Consider the following 17,808-nt stretch of genomic DNA (forward strand, 5'->3'; position numbering starts at 1 on the left):
GAGGATGACTTCTGAAAACAATATGCTGGATCAAGTGGATCATATCGTCGTAGTGATGCTGGAAAATCGCTCCTTCGATCATATGTTGGGATTTTTATATGCGGATCAAAACAACGTTTCTCCGCTGGGACATCCCTATGAAGGACTGACTGGGGAGGAATCCAACCCGGATGGCAAGGGATACAATGTGAAAGTATTCAAGATCCCTTCCGACCAACATCCGTACTATTGGCCGGGTACTGATCCGGGGGAAGGTTACTACAACACCAATAGTCAGCTGTTCGGCTATTACAAGACACCTAAAGCCGGAACTGAGGCGACTAATCAGGGCTTTATCACTGATTTTGCCTATACCCTGGGGTGGCAGCGCCGAGATAACGAGAAAAAGCCCAACAGTTGGCCCATTGTGGAGGGAACCGAACCCGGCGATATTATGGGGATGTACACCCCGGAACTGCTTCCTGTGTTGTCCGGACTGGCCAAGTCCTATGCCGTTTGTGATCACTGGTATTGCTCTGTACCCACGGAGACGTTGCCAAACCGGGCTTTTGTGCACATGGCCACAAGCCTTGGACGGCTGAATGATCATGACAAGAAATACAATGCCACTACCATTTTCAATTTGCTGGAGGACGCGAAGCAGCCCTGGAGTATCTATGGGTATGAGGATGATCCGATATTGACCCGTGAATCACTGCAGGCGTTACCGGCTAATCCGGTGTACGGTACTTTTGGCAATTTTGATGCCTTCAAGCAAGCTGCCAGTAGTGGCAAGCTGGCGAGCTATTCTTTCCTGACTCCTGAATGGGGCTCCAAAGGCAACAGTCAGCACCCCAATTATGATGTGGCAAAAGGCGAGCAGTACCTCTATGACATATACCAGGCACTGAGAAACTCGCCGCTTTGGAGCAAGACGCTGTTGATCATTACCTATGATGAACATGGCGGAACCTATGATCATGTGGCACCGCCGGAAAATGCTGCCCAGCCGGCGGACTGTCCTGATAATGAGGGTTTCAACTTCCAGCGCTTCGGTGTCAGGGTGCCAACGGTGCTGGTGTCTCCACTGATCGAAGCCGGAACGGTTTTCCGGGTTCCGGAGCCGGATAAGGATCTGACTGGGAATTCCCCATCGACTACCCCGTTTGATCATACGTCGATTCTTGCCACAGTGGAGAAGCGGTTCGGCCTGTCCAGTCTGACGACGCGTGATGCGGCTGCCCCGGATATTGGTCCCGTGCTGACACTGAAGTCTCCACGGAACGATTATCCGTTGGAGGGAGTCAATCCTCCGAAGAGTGAAGCCACCCCGCCATCCGAAGGTAGCGGCGGTTGGAATAAGGCCGATCATTTGCAGAATGCTGAAGCAGAATTGACATCACAGCTCAGTCTGGAGGGAGATTACCACTCCCGTTATGATCAGAATTATGAAAACCAGGACGAGGCCAAGAAGTATTCCCGGGATCGCTATCACCGTTATTACGATTGATCGTCGATATCCTGAATAATTTGCGGTTGTGGTATCCATAAATCCGTACCAAACTTAGTCATCTCGAATGATATAGGGGAGTGTTTGTGCGGATTTATGGGGTCTCTGTTCAGTGCCGTCTGTTGACAGGGATTTTGATCCTTTGTTCATTCCTCGGACGGAGTCATACAGCTGAAGCATACGATGGATACTTGAGTATCGGCGGTACCGAAGACTCGCTGCTTCGGTATGTCGACTCTGCTGGTGAAATCCAGGGTATGGATGTGGATATCTTTCGCGAAATAATGCGAAGGATGAACTTCGACTTTACTGTGCACCTGTTCAAATCGACCGCCCGTCTGGAGAGAAGCTGGCAGGATGGACGCTATGATATGGTGTTCAGTCATTCCTATAATCCGGAGCGGGCCAAGTACCTCCTGTATCCGAAGCAGTCACACCTGTTTCTGGAGTGGCACTTTTTCATGCGCAAGGAGAATAAAGGACGATTCCAGTATGACACCCTGGAGGATTTGAAGGGATTGCGCATCGGCGTCACCAAAAGTTTTTCCTACACCTCAGAGTTTTGGAAGAGGGGACGGGAAGGGTGGTATAGCCTTGATGAAGTCACGGTGAATAAGTTGAATCTCAATAAGCTTTTACTGGGAAGGATCGACTTGTGGCCGAATGGCACTTTGGGAACGTTGTATCGGGCCAGAACGGAGGGATACGCAGATCAGATTGATTACCTTCCCAAACCTCTGAAATCCGGATACTACTTTAATACTTTTGTGCGTCGCTCTCCCCGGGATGATATTCCGGCCCTGGCAGAGAAATACGACCGAGCCCTGAGTGACATGAAAAAGGATGGCTCCCTTGCGGCGATCTATCTCCGTTACGGGTTTGAGCTTAACCCTGAGTTGCTGGAAGCCCTTTAGATTCTCTCGGCGCAGCTTTCTCTGATGCTCTCTTTTATGAACAAAAATTAATGAATTTAACGTCCTCTCTGTTGATCAATCCGGCACTTTGTTGCGTCTAACCAGTGTTAAACCTGAAATTGTGATCCTTCAGGGAGAGCAACGCCTGGTTATTGTCCTGTTCTTGATGGAGTCTCAGGGGTTGTGGAGTTGTATGGACAATGCTGAGTTTTAATGGAATGTGTAAAGCATAGTCGGAATGTGCGGAGCTTAAATGGCTAGCGCGGAACTCAAACGGATTCGTATCTCAAATGGATTCGTATGTTAAATGGATCCTAGGGCTAAGGAGGAAACTCATGAAATATCTGAAGTTGATCAGTCTTATCGTGCCGCTCCTGGTCTCTGGCTTGGCCCAGGCCCAGATTGGCCCTGACTCAAGTTGGGGGGATATCTACCAGAACCGTTTTTATCAGCCCAATATGCCGGTGATACCTTTTCATGCCAAATCCAGCAGTGGCGCTGATTCCAGGTTGATGATGGTGAATGTGAATGAGGTGAAATTCTTTGCCGGGGCCGACGGTAAAACCCACTTGTATGGCGGCACCACCAAGGTGTGTCGTCAATATACTGTGACAGGCAGCCTGAGCGACTCTGACCGTAGGTGTCTGGCCACTGAAACGGTGGAACTTGTACGTCCGGCAGATTACACGTTTGAATACTGTACCTTCCGAACTGATGGGGATTGCGGCCGCTATGCCGCGACTCAGGAGCAGTACCCCCTGATGTACTCAGTACCCGTGTACAACCGGGTCAGTGAAAGCGATACATTCAACAGCGGTGCCCAACCGGCATTCTATAAAAAAGTGATGTTGCAGGAATGTAAGGACTGTCAGGGCCTGGATCATCTGTGACCCCATCTCCATCCTCATCCCCATAGCGGCAAGGATGCTGCTTTGCTTTAATTCTCCTTATTCTCCTTATTCTCCTTATTCTTCTTAATTTTCCTTATTCTCTTTCTGAATTCTCTGTAAATGGTTGTGATGGTCTGCCCTAAGCTGTCTCGTCTGTTTCAGTTTTAGCCCGTTACAAAATTAGCCTGTTATAGTTTTAGCCCGTTACAATGCTGCAAAAGCTCAGCAGTGGATAGAATTACATGCATGGAATTGTAAAACGGTTAGCTTTCGCGCTAGGTGCCGTGGTTGCGGCAGTTATCGCGGTTGTAGTATTGCGCTCTGGATTGGCGGATATCCGTGCCGTCTGGCAATTGGAGCGTATCGCTAAAGCCCCGATGATGGCGGTATTGGGTGGCGAGGCCATACTGACCGGGATGACTCAATCCTCGGGAAAAACTCTCAAGCCTCGTCTCAGCAGGGAGGGAGCGCTGTACTTTCGATACTTGCATGAGGAAGAAAGAGGCTCTGGTGACGACCGGCATTGGGTGACAATAGAAGACACCCGTAGAGCCGTTGATTTTAATCTGACTGACGGCATCGAAACCGTCGCGGTCAATGCCCGCAGCGGGCTCAACATGATTGACTGGGATGTGGATGTGGCGACCCGCCGGAGCCAGGGAGATCACCGCTATACGGAATGGGCAGTCTATCCCGAGCAGAGCCTTACCGTCATCGGCTGGCTGCAACGGAAAGCAGGACAGGGAACGCTTAGCTTTCAGGAGTCCGGACAGTATCGTCCTATTGTTTCCCGAGCCTCGCCCTCAGAAGTGATTCGTGATATCGGCAAAGGTGGTCTGCTCTGGGTGGCCGGGGGACTGGCTTTATTGTGCCTGGCGTTCTATCTGCTGACGTTGGCGGTTCAGCTGCACCGGTTGATTGTCTATCTGGTCGGTCTGGTTTTAGTGCTGGACATGGTTCTGCTATACCTCGGTGTGAATCTGATTCGGGCAGATCTGGCCGGAGTGCAGGAACGTTGGCTGCAGCAGCAACAGACCATGGATAATTATCTGACCACTTTGGATAGCGGTTTCTCAGACTCGCGGACGATGGAGCGGTATAAGCAATTAACGTTGGCGATGGATGAATATGATCGGGGGCGGCTGGAAGCCGTTACCAGCTATCTCCAGAAAACCTACATGAGGAGCACCCATTATCTTTCGCGGACACCATTCCGCTGGTTTGCTGAAATGGATGGTGTGCAGCTGGACTGGCCGGATTTTCTTCCGTTCGACCCAAATCTGACGATTGCACCTGAGCCGCCCGGAAAGACCGATATTCCCTATGTCGTGGCTGTGGCCATTGGTTTGGGGATACTGGTGCTGATGACCTGGCTGGGGCTGAAAATGGTGAGGCAGAAGCGTTGTATTGAGAATATTCCCACCTGTGCGATTGCCGGAATGACCTGGGGGCTGAACGAGGTCAACGGAGAGGTTGTGCTGGTAGAGGGCGATCCATTGAGTGGCCCTCTCAGTCACTGTGAGTGTGTCTGGTTTCGCTATCGCGAATATGAGCAGGTTGGCAGTGGTAAGAACAAACGCTGGCAGCTGAGGACTGATCAGCAGGGGGATGTGACATTCCATTTGAAAGACAAAAGCGGAGACGTGAAAGTCATCGCTGATGGCGCGGATATTATCACTCGTCATAAGGTTACCCGTACCCAGGGTAAGTGGCGATATGTGGAAGAAAGTATCCAGATGGGAGATCAGGTTTACCTGCTGGGAAATGCCGACGTGTCGGCAATAGAGAAGCATCAGGCTTGTCTCGAAGTAAAAGCCGCACCGGCCGAGGGCGGTTTCCCTTATATTCTGAGCAATTTCTCAGAAAAGGACGTCATGCTCTACAAAGCCCGTCGGGGATTGGGTCTGCTGACAGTCGCCGTTGCGGCTTGTATCGGCGTCGGACTGTTTATGCAGGCGCTGAGTGGTGATTTCTCTCCTCATCATTTTCTGACAACTGCTTCTGTTGCGACCGGCTATTTGCTGGTGCTGGCAGTCATTATGCATTACAACGATCTTGTCTTCCTGCGCCAGAGGATTCGCCGGAATGCTGCCAATATTGAGGTAGCACTGCAGCGCCGTTTTGATTTGATCAATAACCTGGTCAGAACGGTGAAAGCTTATGGCCAGTATGAAAAAGAGTTGATGGAACGTATTACCCGCTATCGAAGCGATCTTCAGAAGTTGGTGCGGCAGGCCAATATGGCGCAATGGAGCGAGCAGGAAAAAGCGATGGCCGGTGATGTTCGGATGCTGGCTGAACAATACCCGGAATTGCACCAGCAGAAACTGATCAGTCAATTCATGGCCACGTTGGAATCCCAGGAAACCTACGTCAGCCTGATGAGGGATGGTTATAACGATGCCGTCGAGACTTATCAGAGCCGCATTGAAGCCTTTCCGGACCTCATTCTGGCGAAGATGTTCAGGTTTAAAGCGGAAGCATACACGGCATAAGTGAGCGGGACGAAGATCGCCAACTCCCATTACGGAAGGATATTGCTTCCCGGCAGGTAATTGCCCATTAACTCTTCGCCCCGGGTCTGACGGATCTCGGCCAGAGTTTGCCAGATCTGCCAGGCTGTATTCCGGTGCTCTTTAAAGTAGCCGCGGGAAAATGCCAGATACCAATCCGCGCTCATGTAGGGGATTGGGAGGGTAATGATTTGGTCGGCCAACCCCATTTCCCTGAGCCGGTGAAGGCCGATGGCGGTTTCAATGACATACCCGTCCAGACGATTCAGATTAATCATTCTGAACGCGGTATCCAGATCCAGTTCTCCTGATACGTGCAGACCACTCCTCATAAGTTTTTGTTGGGCGATATAGCCGGCTGGTGCGGCAAAACCAAATCTATATCCGCTGATCTGGTTGCCGTCCCAATGGATCTCCCCTGAACGATTGACAAAGAAGGGGTATTGGGCGCGCCAGAGACGATATTTCCCCAGGGGAGGCGTCTCTGGCGAGTAATTCTCTTTTGGGAATACCGCGATCTCGTCGCGCTCTGCAGACCAGATAATGGCGAAAGCTCCGTCCACCTCATTATTCTGCAGAGATTGAAGGCAGCGCTTCCACGGCCAGGCCCGCAGTTCCAGTATAAGATGATGATGGACGGCGGCCTGGCGGAGCATATCCACCACAATGCCTCCCTGCGTTTGTTTGAGTGCAGCGCGGCCAAGCGAATAGGGATAACTTACCCCTTCTTCATAGCAGACAGTGAGAGCGAGTGCAGTCTGGCTGCTGAGCAATAGAAGGATACCTGCGATTAACCTTGGTAAGCTCATGGGCTTCCTCGTTACGTTTATCGCACGTCCTGTTCTGATAGGGTCCTGGTAAAAAAGTCTCGGATGGTATGCAGACAAGTATGGTATTGATTGGCGAGCTCTGCAAAGTCGGCTTTTCGAATCGTTATTCGGCGTAAGGTTTAAGGTTTTCTATTCACCTATTTTGGTTGAAAATATAGAATTCAACTAAATTGGTAGAAAATGGTATTTTGAACTAATATGGTTGAAAGTTGGTGCTGTATAAGAGAAATTGTAGAAAATAAGTTGTTGAAGAGAACGGTATAAGGACCTGTATATGCCAATGCTGGCACTGATAGCCGATATACGATCGTCCCGACAGATAAAAAAACGTGCAGAGCTACAGACAGGGCTGGGACGTTGTCTGGATCAGTTGAATCAAGAGAACCAAGGTCTGCTTTCCCCTTACACTATTACTCTGGGAGATGAATTCCAGGCACTGTTTAGCAGCGCAGACAGGGTGATGAGAGATATATTGGGGATTCTGAGCGATTTGCATCCGGTCAATGTCCGGTTTGCTTTGGGGGTAGGGGATATTTCCACTGAAATCAATTCCCGGCAGGCATTGGGTATGGATGGCCCGGCTTTTTACCGGGCCAGGGAAGCGATGACCCACTTAAAATCTTCTGATGATCTGTTTCGGATTGAAGGCCTGCCTGAGGCCACGAATCGTCTCTGTAACCACAGCCTGCAGTTATTCTCTCATATGTGCAGCAAGTGGCGGCACAGCCGGTTCAAAATACTGGTAGGATTGATGGACGGATTGTCAGTGCGGGATCTGGCCGGGCAAATGCAGTTGAGTGACAAGGCCATATATAAAAATATAGATGAAGGGGCATTGGATCCGGTGCAGGGACTGCTGGAGGACATCACTTTCCAGCTAAACCAGGCCCTTGAATGAGCACTGCCGGGCCGCTCCAATAGAAAAAAGCAGACGCTTCAGGGCGTTTCAATAAAAAGGATTGAGTATCCATGGAATACACGCTGTTTCTGAATATCTGTATGATCGGCAGACTAGTATATCTGTTTTCCGATGGTGCCCTGAGTCGTCTTCAGTGGATGGGGATGATCACAGTACAACTACTGGGGCTATTGTGCTTCCAGTGGCATCTCATGCAGCTGTATTGTGCCGCATTGCTCGGTGTCGTCCTGATTGCCGAACTGCACCTGCAGCAGGAACAGAGCGAGCGCCATGGACTGCGATTATTCAGCTTTCTATTCCTCATGGCCGGATCCAGTCTGGCCTTTGCCAAAGACGGCCTTACCCTGGCACCCTGGACAACGGCTGTGGGGGAATGGGTTCAGACCTATTCGGCATTAATACCTTCCCTCAAACCGAATATCTGGCAATTACTGAATGTCATTCTGCTGGGTATGCTACTGACCGCCAATGAGGTGAACCTGATTATCCGGCTGGTCTTCCATATGTTTCATCTTGAACCCAGAAAAGTGGTGGAGGAAGCAACTTCCCGGAAAATGGTGCTGACTGCGGAGCGGGATGATCAGGAATACAATGCCGGTCGGATTATCGGCATTCTGGAGCGCTGGATTATCATGGTCGTGATTCTGGTCACCAACCAGCTGTCGGTCGTGGCTTTTATCATGGCTGCCAAAAGCTTTGCGCGCTTTAAGCAGTTAGACGAGAAAGTGTTTGCCGAGTACGTCCTCGTGGGAACGCTTCTGTCTACTTTTCTGACCCTTGTCGTTGCCCTGGCGCTGGGCAATTTCTACTTCTCATTTTCTCTCTAGGTAGCTGACTCAGGCTGTCAGCCGGCCAATTCTGCCGCAAGACTGGTGGGATTGGTCTAATCTTTAGTCAATATGGGCTGCGTTTTCCCGGATGCTGATCTACGAACACATGCCGGATTGTGGAAAAACTCTGTGCCTGTTGCGAAACAACAATAACTAATGGCTGGCTCTGTCAATCGATTGCTTATGGACAAGCTCTGTCAGTTAAGCCGGCGCCGGAGGGGATAATGAACTCGATCAAATTTACCTACACGGTCTACTTCCTGGCTTTTATGGTGTTGATTGCGGCGGTGACGACAGTGGGCATCGGCCAGACTGTGGCCCCCCGGCTGCAACAGACGGAAGAGGCAAATATTATCAGCGTGTTGGAAAACCTGACCGACAATTTTCTCGCTGATCTCAACAAAGTCCAGGCCCAGCAACGGGCCATTACCCAAACTGTCGCGACACTGACCAGTGATCAAATCGATATCCTGCTACCGAGCCTGATTGATCAGTACGGCGATAAAAAAGTGTTTGGAGGCGGTATCTGGCCTCTGCCGAATAAGCGTGAACAGGGACGGATCAAGTTCAGTACCTTCTATCATCGGGATTCAAGCAATCAATTGATTGTAAACACCTACTGGAACTCCCCGGAATCGCAAAACTATTATGAGCAGGTCTGGTACAAAAACGGTCAGAATGCGCCGCGTGGTGAGTGTGCCTGGGCGCCGGCATATAAGGATTCCGCGAGTACCGAAGCGCGTACCAACTGTGCCATGGGGATATACAAGAGCGGATCTTTCTATGGCGTATCGACCATCGATGTCACGCTGGGATTCTTCAACGATCTGGCCCAGGAAATGGAGAAGAAGCTGAATGGCCAGATCCTGATTGTGGAGGATGATGGAAAGATACTTAACAACACCGGCGGAATATCGCGCGACCTGATCCTTGGAAACCTGTCGGAAGTTCGTGCAGTTTCCACTTTTGCTGATCAAGTCAGTCGGGCGGTATCAAAGAAAACTTCCGGCGCTTATTTCCGCACGGATTTTGAGGATGAAAAAGGTGTTGAACAGACGCTTTATGTCCTGAAAATGGAGGGCACCCCCTGGAGTCTGGCATTTGCCATACCTTCCTCTCTGCTCAATGTACAAACCGTCAACGTGTTTAAAACCCTGGCAGGAATTCAGGTGCCCCTGGCTTTGTTGATCGTCGGATTCTGTTTCTTTTCCTTCCGTAAGCTCTCTATGCGACTGGAGTTCCTCAAAGGAAAAATCAATCAACTATCGATGGGAAATGCGGATCTTACCGCGCGGGTGGACATCAATTCCAAGGATGAAGTCGGGGAGATCGGGGAGGCCGTTAATAAGTTTATCCAGTTCCTGCATGGCATGATGGTGTCAGTGTCCGGCTCCTGCCAGGAAATTTCAGGATATCTGGGAGAGGTGGAGCAGCAGATTGAGAAAAACCGGGAAGTCATCCGACGCCATTCAGACGAAACCGGTCAGGCGGTCGTGGCTATCACGGAAATGAGTGCTTCTGCCGAACACGTCGCGACTAATGCGGAAAATGCTGCAACGTTCACCCAGAATGTAAGCAATGAAGCCCTGGAATCCAAGCAAACGGTACAAGTAGCTTCCAGGAGTGTAGAGGATTTGCTGGAAGAGGTGGATAGCGCGGCAACCAGCGTTTCCAATATGAATGAAAATACCATTCAGATCGGCACGATTATCAAGGTCATCGGGGATATCGCAGAGCAAACCAATCTGCTGGCACTGAATGCCGCTATTGAAGCAGCGCGGGCCGGTGAGCAGGGTCGGGGGTTCGCGGTAGTCGCCGATGAGGTCAGGAACCTTGCTGCCCGGACCCAGACCAGTACGGAAGAAATCAACGGCATGCTGATGAAACTGGAAGCGGGTGTGGGCTCGGTGGTGGAGTCCATGGATAAAACCAAAAACAGCTGTCACTCCGCTGCGGATAATACCCGTAAGGTGAATTCCCGACTGGATTCCATGGCGGAATCTGTTTCTGAGATAAATGAGCTCAGTCTTCAGATCGCCAGCTCAGCCAATGAGCAGAGGACGGTCAGTGGGGAAATCAGTGAAATCATGAATCATATTGAATCGATTGTTCACGATATCAATGAAAGCGCGGAAGAAACGTCAAGAAACACTCATGCGCTATCGGAAGCCAACAGCGGCTTGGTGGCGATGGTCGGTAAATTCAAACTTTGATTCGATAGTCTGATCCCTTGGGAACTATGCTGCTGCAGAACATGTTCCCAAGGGGCGGAAAAATGCGATCGTTAAACTTCAGCGTTGTGGTAGACGTTTTGCACGTCATCCAGATCGTTCAGCATATCCAGAAACTTCTCGAACATTTCCAGATCTTCGCCTGCAATCGGAGTAGTGGTTTGTGGGAGGAACTGAATTTCATCCACGTCAAAATCGATCTCACCGAAAGCGTCGAGTAACGCCTGCTTGGCTTTGAAGTATTCAGTGTGGGGAGTGAACACGGTGACTTTGCCGTCTTCAACTTCGATGTCTGTGACGTCCACATCAGCTCCCAGGAGAGCTTCCAGTGTGGCTTCTTCATCATCACCGGCAAAGGCCAGAATGGCGCAATGATCGAACATATGGCTGACACTGCCCTGAGTGCCGATCTTGCACTTGGTTTTGGTGAAGCAGAGACGAACATCGCCAAAGGTACGGTTGGGATTGTCTGTCAAACAGTCAACAATCACCATGCAGTTACCGGGACCGAAGCCTTCGTAACGGGCAGGAGAAAAATCTTCACCGCCGGCACCTGATGCCTTATCAAGTGCTTTATCAATGACATGGGTCGGAACCTGATCTTTTTTAGCCTTGTCAATCAGGCCACGCAGAGCCAGGTTGCCCGCCGGGTCAGTCCCGCCGGATTTTGCACAAACATAAATTTCACGACCGTATTTACTATAAACCTTGGTCTTGGCCGCAGCCGTTTTGGCCATGGATTCTTTGCGGTTTTGGAAGGCTCTGCCCATCACGCTGTCCTGTTACTGGTGTTAAAAGGCCGGATTTTACAGATAAGTGGGGGGCTCTGGGTAGTTTTATGTGCAAAATTAAATCAAAGTTTGTTGGGCGGAGTCTGTGTCTCAGATTTGGCGGACATGGCGCTATAGTATGAAATGTCATTTTTCTTCCACTAAAACTTTTACGAAAACGGAGTTGCTTCCGGCTTTCTAGTCTATTTGAGCTATAGGGATAAATATTGGGTTCAGCTAAAAACTAATCACTTCAGATTAATATTCCACACAAACACAACGGATTTCGGTGGCATTGAAGCCTACCGACAAAGGGAGACAATATGAAAGCAAGTGAACTTACTTTCAGTAAAGTTGAAGCACAAAGTTATCTGAAGCGAAACCGCCGATCTGATCAAATCTACATGTACAGGTTTGACGTAGATGTGGTATTTCGAAAAGGCAAGCTTGATGATGAGCAGATCGGTAAAGTTAGATATAAGGAAGATAGCCGGCCACAGAAAATTCGAAATAAGCACACAGGAAGAGAAACTGATAAAAAGAACGACATCGTGACTTTTAAAATTCAAGGTAAAAACGACTGCTGGTGGATTATTACAAAAGGAGCTGAAATTGCTGACGGACTAGTTATAGCTAAAGATATGTTTAAAGACAGCGAAGGTAATACCCACTATTCAGTGGAACCAGACCGAGATATGTTGCTGTCTGAGTATATAGAGAAATTAAATGAGCTTAAAAAACATATGAGGCAAAAGGATTTTTAATATGGCTTTCAGCTATAAAGATCTTACTTATATTCGTGCAGCACTCCAAAATTATGAAGTATCTCTTTCTGAGGTTTCAGAGGACGAATGTGAAGAAGATGAATTTTCAGAAATTCAGGATGATATACAGTACATAGAGCGCTTGCTCGGACTTATAGAACATAAGATCAAGGAATACGATTCCTCAGGTCCTAGCTTGAGTTCAGTGAAACGCCGCACCTAAGCGGTTTATAATTGACATGAATGCAATGATAGAACCTCTATTTGACACAACTTACGCTTGTTGTGCCTGACTTCGTAATTGGTAATATCTTGGTGATCCAACGTTATTTTACGCTTCTCATGAGCTGTCTAAGCATATTAGGCTGCACTGATTCTGGTCTCTCCCCAGACTGTGCTTTTGCTACTGATACAGTGTCGATCATTGATCTAAGGAGGGTTGGCAATCAAAGCTATGCTTTAGTTCATCGTATTAGCGGTTGGCACGACAAAATTGAGAGCTTTGAACTCTATAATGTTGAACCGGTGTTTGATAGTTGTGGTAATAGTTTGGTAGCGCTTTTGTATAGAGAGTCAGTAGATGATAAGGATGCAAATAACAACGATCAGTATATCGCTCATATATTCATAGAGCCGCCTGGAAGGATTATTTTTGACTACGTTCAAGGTGAAATTCCAAAGCCAGATTATTATCGTTCACTACGGTTAGAGTTAAAAGACTAGTTCGCGTCGGTATACTCTTGGCCGGATAGAAGTCTAAGTGCTACAGAGTGGTGCTGCATGCTCTTAATCATCTAGGAGTAATTTATGGTAATTACCGGTGAGTGCTTCTGCGGGGACATAAAGTACAAGATTGTGGGAGCCTTAAAAGATGCCCGATCATGTCACTGTTCACGGTGTCGCAAAGCATTCAGTTCACAAGCTTCGGCATATGCACTGGTTGATCCCAAAGACTTCAAGTGGTTGCAAGGCGAAGAGAATTTAATCAGCTATGAGTCTCAAGCAGGTTTTGGGCTGAAGTTTTGCCGTAAATGTGGTTCAACTCTATGCGGCACGTACCAGGGGCAAGTTCATGGTGTGACGCTTGGGTGCTTAAACGAAGACCCTGAAATTGAGATCGGCTATCATATTTATGTGAACTCAAAAGCTTCTTGGGAAGTTATTCCAGAAGGGGTTAAAACCTTTGCCGAAGGTGTGGAGTAAAAATGAAACAAAATTGGATGAATTATGGAATGGTACGGAGTCAGAAGCCTTTTTCACTTCGGTATTAATTCAAAAGGCATCAATGTATTTGAGGAAAGAGTGGTCGTCTTTAGAGCGAACTCATTTGAGGAGGCCCATAGAAAAGCCGAGCTTGAAGCCGAGGCATATGCAAAAGACGGCGAATTTGAGCTTCATCAGGAACAGCTTGCATATAAGCAGGATGGAGAGCCACTTGTTGATGGTTACGAAGTTTGGTCAGAACTGTACGAGGCAGATATGAGTCTTAATGATTTCTATCGGGAGCGGTATGAAAAATTTACTTACCACCCTGAAAACTAGTAACTGATCGTGCTGGTGTAGAGCTTCAGGACTTAAAACAAAACAGTAAACACAGGATGCAGTCCCTCGTCTGAAAGCAACACTCCTGCTTGATAAGGTTTGAACACCTTGCCTTTTTCTCCTTTGAAACGATTGGTCACAACTGTAATGAAGAAACTCATTTTCATACTTAGCACTCTTTTATTAGTCTCAAATGTCTTTTGGATATACCAATTCGTTGATACCAGTATTGCTATTTCCTATCAGGACCAAGAATTACGTAAACTTGAAGAAACACAAAAACAGTTAATGGCTGTCATGCCTGAACTCGCTAAAAAGCTGACCAAAGCAGAAATTGTCACTGTGGCGAGCAAATATTCAGATGAGGAGCCATTTGAAAAGGATGGTTGTACTTGGGTTGGAGGGATAGGACTCAAGTTTACAGACGATGGCAATTTACACTCAATTTCTCCGTTGTGGTCATATGGAGAGGAAGATCCATGTCATCCAGCCTTCTAGCTGACCAAATAATTACCCACCCCTTCGTCTGATCGTAATACCTTCATAGCCTCTTGGAAGGCTCTATTGATCCTAGGATCATTCTTTGGTGAATATAGCCAGCCAATGCATAACTTTAAGCTCTGTGCCTCTAATAGAGAGAACATTCCTGGCGGAGCTTTATAGGCTGTAGAGGAATGTCTTGTTTGGAAGTAGGTTGACGTTAAGGCAGAATTACCGGCCGCTACTTCAGGCGTTATGTTCGGGAGGAATCCAGTGAGTAGGGAATATACGGAGAATTTGGAAGAAATCGCTACATATGGTTTTGAATCGATTGATCCTGATGAAACAGTAGAGGTCAATTTGAAAGATCTAATGTATGTTTTCTCCACGCTGCAGGAATACCAAAGGTTTCTCCATCAGCCTTTGCACTATAAGACACTAGAGGATGTTCATCGATTTCTTGGTTCGGTAAGTGGTAACGCTGGTTTTAAATTGTTACACACTTCGATTCACGAGAAAATTCAGAGCATGATGCCTGAACATATTAACGATAAATTTGATAATGGTGATTTTGATTCTCCAAAATTGCCTTTTTATTGCAATGACAACAGGTAAAACATAACAAAACGGGAAGCACTGAGAATTCGTGACAGGATCATATTTCAGGCGTCGGATGCAATTGTGCTGCTTGAAAGAGTGACCTTGAAATATTTTGATAGGAGCGAGAAGACAAGGCATGTAAGAGGATATGTAAAAACAATGAGGGAGATAGCGGACCAGGTTATTTCCACAATGTGTCAAAAACATTGATCAGATGATGGGGATGGTCATGTCGACTGTTGTCCCATAGAACATAAGAGAAATTTATTTTTTTAGGGCCAGGCCCTGGCTTAGTTGAACGCAGTGATTACGTGACGCGTATACTGGACTGAATACAGGGAGGGGCAAGGATGTCGGAATACCAAGATATGAAGAGATACATAAAATTATTACTTTTGGCTTTCGTTTCTCAATGGACATGGGCCGACTGCATTGAGCTAAACGGGAGCCAGTATTGTGGTAAAGGGGAATGCGTAGAGCTTAATGGTAGCGCATATTGCTCGGATAATAATGGCGGGCAGGCGCGAATCCATAATGGTGCGCCAGTGTGCGGTGCAGGAAAATGTCTGGAGAAAGATGGGAATATATATTGTTCTTCGTATCCCGGAGGAGGGATCATCGAAAACAATAGCTCATTATGGTCTGGTCCTGGCGAGTGCCTGGTACATAATGGAAACGCGTACTGTGCCAAAGAGCCCTCGGGCCGATGCTTTATTCATCAAGGTTCTGTCAAATGCCAGGGTGGCTGGGTTCGGGAAAAGCCTGAGAGAGCAATGCGCTGTGAGAGAGCTGTGAAGCTATAAAATGTCAAACCCGCAGCAGGAAAGTCTGCTTCGATAGATGTCCAGCCGCGTTTTGGTAGCGTTATGTACTCAAAGCCTCAGGGTTTAGGACCACGACCATAGTGCCTCATAGTGTGTAGGCCACTCCCAGAGTTCGAGCTTGCGTGCTCGGACTCTGGGGCCAGGAGTCTCACAATATGGGCCCCGGATATTTCCCAACACTTCTCCCCCATTCGGACAAGTCCCTCAGCAAATTGGGTGATTGACCTTTACTACCCATCTCCATAAGAATTTTAACGACGTCTGAAGTAATGGATGCACAGAAAGGCGTCAGGCCAACCATAGACGGAAGCCTGGTTACCGGCTTTGGATGACAGTCACTAATGCACAGGGAATCACTATGAATAATAGAACGGAAGACAAGCCCACCAAATTAATACTGGAGGGCGTATTGAAAAAGTATCGAAGGAAAATTTTGCGCAGAAATGAAAGCGTTTTCATATGCTGTGTGCTGTTTGGTTGCGCGACGACGGTTTATGCGGTACCACCATTATCAGTTCAAGGTAATAAAGTTGTTAGCGGTGGCCAGCAAGTCAGCCTGGGTGGTAACAGCCTGTTTTGGAGCAATAACGGGTGGGGCGGGGAACGCTTTTATAATTCTGGGGCCGTTGGTGCGATCAGGAATGATTGGAACGCCAGTATCGTTCGTGCGGCTATGGGAGTGGATGAGAATGGCGGCTATCTGCAGGACAAAGAGGGTAATCGAAATAGAGTGATTACTGCAGTGGATGCTGCAATCGCGAACGACATGTATGTCATTATTGACTGGCATTCCCATAGAGCTCATCAGTATCAAAATGAAGCTATCGCGTTTTTCCAGGACATGGCCCATCGTTATGGGGATAAAAACAACGTTATCTACGAGATCTATAATGAACCTCTTGATGTGTCCTGGAGCGGAACCATCAAGCCATATGCGGAAGCCGTGATTGACGCCATTCGGCAAATCGATCCGGATAATCTGATTATCGTCGGTACCCGTAACTGGTCGCAGGAAGTTGAGGAAGCGTCCTGGGATCCTATCCAGAGGAACAACATCGCCTACACCCTGCATTTCTACGCAGGGACACACAAGCAATGGTTACGCGATAAAGCCGTGAATGCGATGAATAACGGTATCGCCCTGTTTGTAACCGAGTGGGGAACCGTGGATGCCAGTGGTGATGGAAGTGTAAATGAAGGGGAAACCTGGGCCTGGGTTGATTTCATGCGTGATCACGGTCTCAGCCATGCTAACTGGGCACTTAACGATAAAGCAGAGGGGGCATCTACATTCTGGCCCGGTGTCAGCGCGACAGGTGGATGGAACGATGGTGACCTGACACCGTCCGGCAAGCTGGTTAAGTCTATTATTGAGAGTTCTGATCCCATTCCAGGTAACAGTCCTGATCCTGACTGCGCTGCTGTTCTCATCCCCGCCAAGGTGCAAGCGGAAAACTACTGTGAAATGGAAGGCATACAAAAGGAAGACACTTCGGATACGGGGGGCGGCCAAAACCTCGGCTATATCGATTCTGGTGACTGGATGACCTACAAGGTGAACGTGCCCAGAGATGGCTTATATACCATTTCTTACCGGGTCGCCAGTTTGAACGGTGGGGGCATATTGCAGGCCGAAAGAGCTGGGGGTTCACCTGTTTACGGGTCGATTGAAATTCCATCAACCGGCGGTTGGCAGAACTGGATCACAATGTCCCATACAGTTCAGTTGAGCGCTGGAGAGCAACGTCTTGGCCTGGCAGCAGTAACGGGTGGTTTTAACATCAATTGGTTTAACGTTACCGAAGAAGGTGCTCCTGCACCTGATGCGATCACCATGCAGGCGGAAGACTATCTGGTGATGAGCGGAGTGCAGTTGGAAGACACCACAGATGTCGGCGGTGGACAAAATGTTGGATATATCGACGCCAATGATTGGATGTCCTATCCCGAGGTGGACATTCCGGAGAGTGGTACATATACCGTGGAATATCGAGTAGCAAGCTTGTATGGCGGCGGGATGCTGCAATTTGAGAAAGCCGGTGGCGATATTGTGTATGGGAGCGTTAATGTGCCTAACACAGGCGGTTGGCAGAACTGGACGACGATCAAGCATCAGGTGACGCTGGAGGCTGGTCGGCAACGATTTGGTATATATGCCCCCGCTGGCGGATGGAACCTGAACTGGTTCAAGATCACCAAAGGCACAAAATAG

At 48.4% G+C, this 17,808-nt stretch carries 17 protein-coding genes; 15 read left to right on the plus strand and 2 right to left on the minus strand.

The annotated features are described in order from the left end of the window. Window positions 1-4 precede the first annotated feature (4 nt). The 4 genes from BTA51_RS22290 to BTA51_RS22305 all read left to right on the plus strand — a co-directional run bounded on the left by BTA51_RS22290 (window position 5) and on the right by BTA51_RS22305 (window position 5,788). Window positions 5-1,489, plus strand: coding sequence for an alkaline phosphatase family protein (locus BTA51_RS22290; RefSeq protein ID WP_094711297.1), 1,485 nt, complete (start codon window positions 5-7; stop codon window positions 1,487-1,489). A 191-nt stretch (window positions 1,490-1,680) separates the two neighbouring features. Further along, window positions 1,681-2,403: an ABC transporter substrate-binding protein gene (locus BTA51_RS22295; protein ID WP_168188259.1), complete on the plus strand. Its 723-nt coding sequence runs from the start codon at window positions 1,681-1,683 to the stop codon at window positions 2,401-2,403. 335 nt (window positions 2,404-2,738) lie between these two features. Beyond that, window positions 2,739-3,293 (plus strand): hypothetical protein, encoded by a 555-nt coding sequence (locus tag BTA51_RS22300; RefSeq protein ID WP_094711299.1) that lies wholly within the window; start codon window positions 2,739-2,741, stop codon window positions 3,291-3,293. A 242-nt stretch (window positions 3,294-3,535) separates the two neighbouring features. Continuing rightward, the gene (locus tag BTA51_RS22305) at window positions 3,536-5,788 is read left to right on the plus strand and encodes a LemA family protein (RefSeq protein WP_094711300.1); all 2,253 of its coding nucleotides are present in this window, start codon (window positions 3,536-3,538) and stop codon (window positions 5,786-5,788) included. A 29-nt stretch (window positions 5,789-5,817) separates the two neighbouring features. Here the strand turns inward: BTA51_RS22305 and BTA51_RS22310 are convergent, their stop codons facing one another. Beyond that, window positions 5,818-6,615 carry an ABC transporter substrate-binding protein gene (locus BTA51_RS22310; RefSeq protein WP_094711301.1) on the minus strand — a complete coding sequence of 266 codons (798 nt, stop codon included), beginning with the start codon at window positions 6,613-6,615 and terminating at the stop codon, window positions 5,818-5,820. Between the two features lie 295 nt (window positions 6,616-6,910). On the opposite strand from BTA51_RS22310, the gene BTA51_RS22315 reads away from it, so the two are divergent. The 3 genes from BTA51_RS22315 to BTA51_RS22325 all read left to right on the plus strand — a co-directional run bounded on the left by BTA51_RS22315 (window position 6,911) and on the right by BTA51_RS22325 (window position 10,598). Continuing rightward, window positions 6,911-7,534: a SatD family protein gene (locus BTA51_RS22315; protein ID WP_094711302.1), complete on the plus strand. Its 624-nt coding sequence runs from the start codon at window positions 6,911-6,913 to the stop codon at window positions 7,532-7,534. A gap of 71 nt (window positions 7,535-7,605) precedes the next feature. Further along, entirely contained in the window at window positions 7,606-8,382 is a 777-nt protein-coding gene (locus BTA51_RS30535) for a hypothetical protein (protein WP_210404896.1), read from the plus strand. A gap of 227 nt (window positions 8,383-8,609) precedes the next feature. Further along, entirely contained in the window at window positions 8,610-10,598 is a 1,989-nt protein-coding gene (locus tag BTA51_RS22325) for a methyl-accepting chemotaxis protein (protein ID WP_094711303.1), read from the plus strand. A 71-nt stretch (window positions 10,599-10,669) separates the two neighbouring features. Here BTA51_RS22325 and BTA51_RS22330 read toward each other — a convergent pair whose 3' ends face one another. Then, entirely contained in the window at window positions 10,670-11,386 is a 717-nt protein-coding gene (locus BTA51_RS22330; RefSeq protein WP_094711304.1) for a YebC/PmpR family DNA-binding transcriptional regulator, read from the minus strand. A gap of 323 nt (window positions 11,387-11,709) precedes the next feature. Between BTA51_RS22330 and BTA51_RS22335 the strand changes: the two genes are divergently transcribed. From BTA51_RS22335 to BTA51_RS22375, 8 genes are all read left to right on the plus strand, one after another. Beyond that, window positions 11,710-12,150 carry a hypothetical protein gene (locus tag BTA51_RS22335; RefSeq protein ID WP_094711305.1) on the plus strand — a complete coding sequence of 147 codons (441 nt, stop codon included), beginning with the start codon at window positions 11,710-11,712 and terminating at the stop codon, window positions 12,148-12,150. A gap of 1 nt (window position 12,151) precedes the next feature. Beyond that, window positions 12,152-12,373: a hypothetical protein gene (locus BTA51_RS22340; protein WP_094711306.1), complete on the plus strand. Its 222-nt coding sequence runs from the start codon at window positions 12,152-12,154 to the stop codon at window positions 12,371-12,373. 41 nt (window positions 12,374-12,414) lie between these two features. After that, window positions 12,415-12,873 (plus strand): hypothetical protein, encoded by a 459-nt coding sequence (locus BTA51_RS22345; protein ID WP_094711307.1) that lies wholly within the window; start codon window positions 12,415-12,417, stop codon window positions 12,871-12,873. 84 nt (window positions 12,874-12,957) lie between these two features. Further along, window positions 12,958-13,353, plus strand: a complete 396-nt coding sequence (locus BTA51_RS22350; protein ID WP_094711308.1) for a GFA family protein — start codon at window positions 12,958-12,960, stop codon at window positions 13,351-13,353. Window positions 13,354-13,377: 24 nt separating this feature from the next. Then, a complete protein-coding gene (locus BTA51_RS22355; protein ID WP_094711309.1) occupies window positions 13,378-13,692 on the plus strand; it encodes a DUF4288 domain-containing protein in 315 nt (104 codons plus the stop codon). A 147-nt stretch (window positions 13,693-13,839) separates the two neighbouring features. Then, on the plus strand, window positions 13,840-14,190 hold the full coding sequence (locus BTA51_RS29985) for a hypothetical protein (RefSeq protein WP_141215650.1): 351 nt from the start codon (window positions 13,840-13,842) through the stop codon (window positions 14,188-14,190). Window positions 14,191-14,445: 255 nt separating this feature from the next. Continuing rightward, window positions 14,446-14,787 (plus strand): hypothetical protein, encoded by a 342-nt coding sequence (locus BTA51_RS22365; protein WP_210404897.1) that lies wholly within the window; start codon window positions 14,446-14,448, stop codon window positions 14,785-14,787. A 1,167-nt stretch (window positions 14,788-15,954) separates the two neighbouring features. Continuing rightward, window positions 15,955-17,808, plus strand: a complete 1,854-nt coding sequence (locus tag BTA51_RS22375; RefSeq protein WP_094711313.1) for a carbohydrate-binding protein — start codon at window positions 15,955-15,957, stop codon at window positions 17,806-17,808.

The organism is Hahella sp. CCB-MM4, from assembly GCF_002260525.1.
Lineage (GTDB): Bacteria > Pseudomonadota > Gammaproteobacteria > Pseudomonadales > Oleiphilaceae > Hahella.

Bases quoted from the DNA above. Each gene is read 5' to 3' on its own strand.
- BTA51_RS22375 (WP_094711313.1), top strand. From the start codon at position 15,955: ATGAATAATAGAACGGAAGACAAGCCCACCAAATTAATACTGGAGGGC.
- BTA51_RS22340 (WP_094711306.1), top strand. From the start codon at position 12,152: ATGGCTTTCAGCTATAAAGATCTTACTTATATTCGTGCAGCACTCCAA.
- BTA51_RS22300 (WP_094711299.1), top strand. From the start codon at position 2,739: ATGAAATATCTGAAGTTGATCAGTCTTATCGTGCCGCTCCTGGTCTCT.
- BTA51_RS22290 (WP_094711297.1), top strand. From the start codon at position 5: ATGACTTCTGAAAACAATATGCTGGATCAAGTGGATCATATCGTCGTA.
- BTA51_RS22355 (WP_094711309.1), top strand. From the start codon at position 13,378: ATGGAATGGTACGGAGTCAGAAGCCTTTTTCACTTCGGTATTAATTCA.
- BTA51_RS30535 (WP_210404896.1), top strand. From the start codon at position 7,606: ATGGAATACACGCTGTTTCTGAATATCTGTATGATCGGCAGACTAGTA.
- BTA51_RS22330 (WP_094711304.1), bottom strand. From the start codon at position 11,386: ATGGGCAGAGCCTTCCAAAACCGCAAAGAATCCATGGCCAAAACGGCT.
- BTA51_RS29985 (WP_141215650.1), top strand. From the start codon at position 13,840: ATGAAGAAACTCATTTTCATACTTAGCACTCTTTTATTAGTCTCAAAT.
- BTA51_RS22305 (WP_094711300.1), top strand. From the start codon at position 3,536: ATGCATGGAATTGTAAAACGGTTAGCTTTCGCGCTAGGTGCCGTGGTT.
- BTA51_RS22335 (WP_094711305.1), top strand. From the start codon at position 11,710: ATGAAAGCAAGTGAACTTACTTTCAGTAAAGTTGAAGCACAAAGTTAT.
- BTA51_RS22315 (WP_094711302.1), top strand. From the start codon at position 6,911: ATGCCAATGCTGGCACTGATAGCCGATATACGATCGTCCCGACAGATA.
- BTA51_RS22325 (WP_094711303.1), top strand. From the start codon at position 8,610: ATGAACTCGATCAAATTTACCTACACGGTCTACTTCCTGGCTTTTATG.
- BTA51_RS22350 (WP_094711308.1), top strand. From the start codon at position 12,958: ATGGTAATTACCGGTGAGTGCTTCTGCGGGGACATAAAGTACAAGATT.
- BTA51_RS22310 (WP_094711301.1), bottom strand. From the start codon at position 6,615: ATGAGCTTACCAAGGTTAATCGCAGGTATCCTTCTATTGCTCAGCAGC.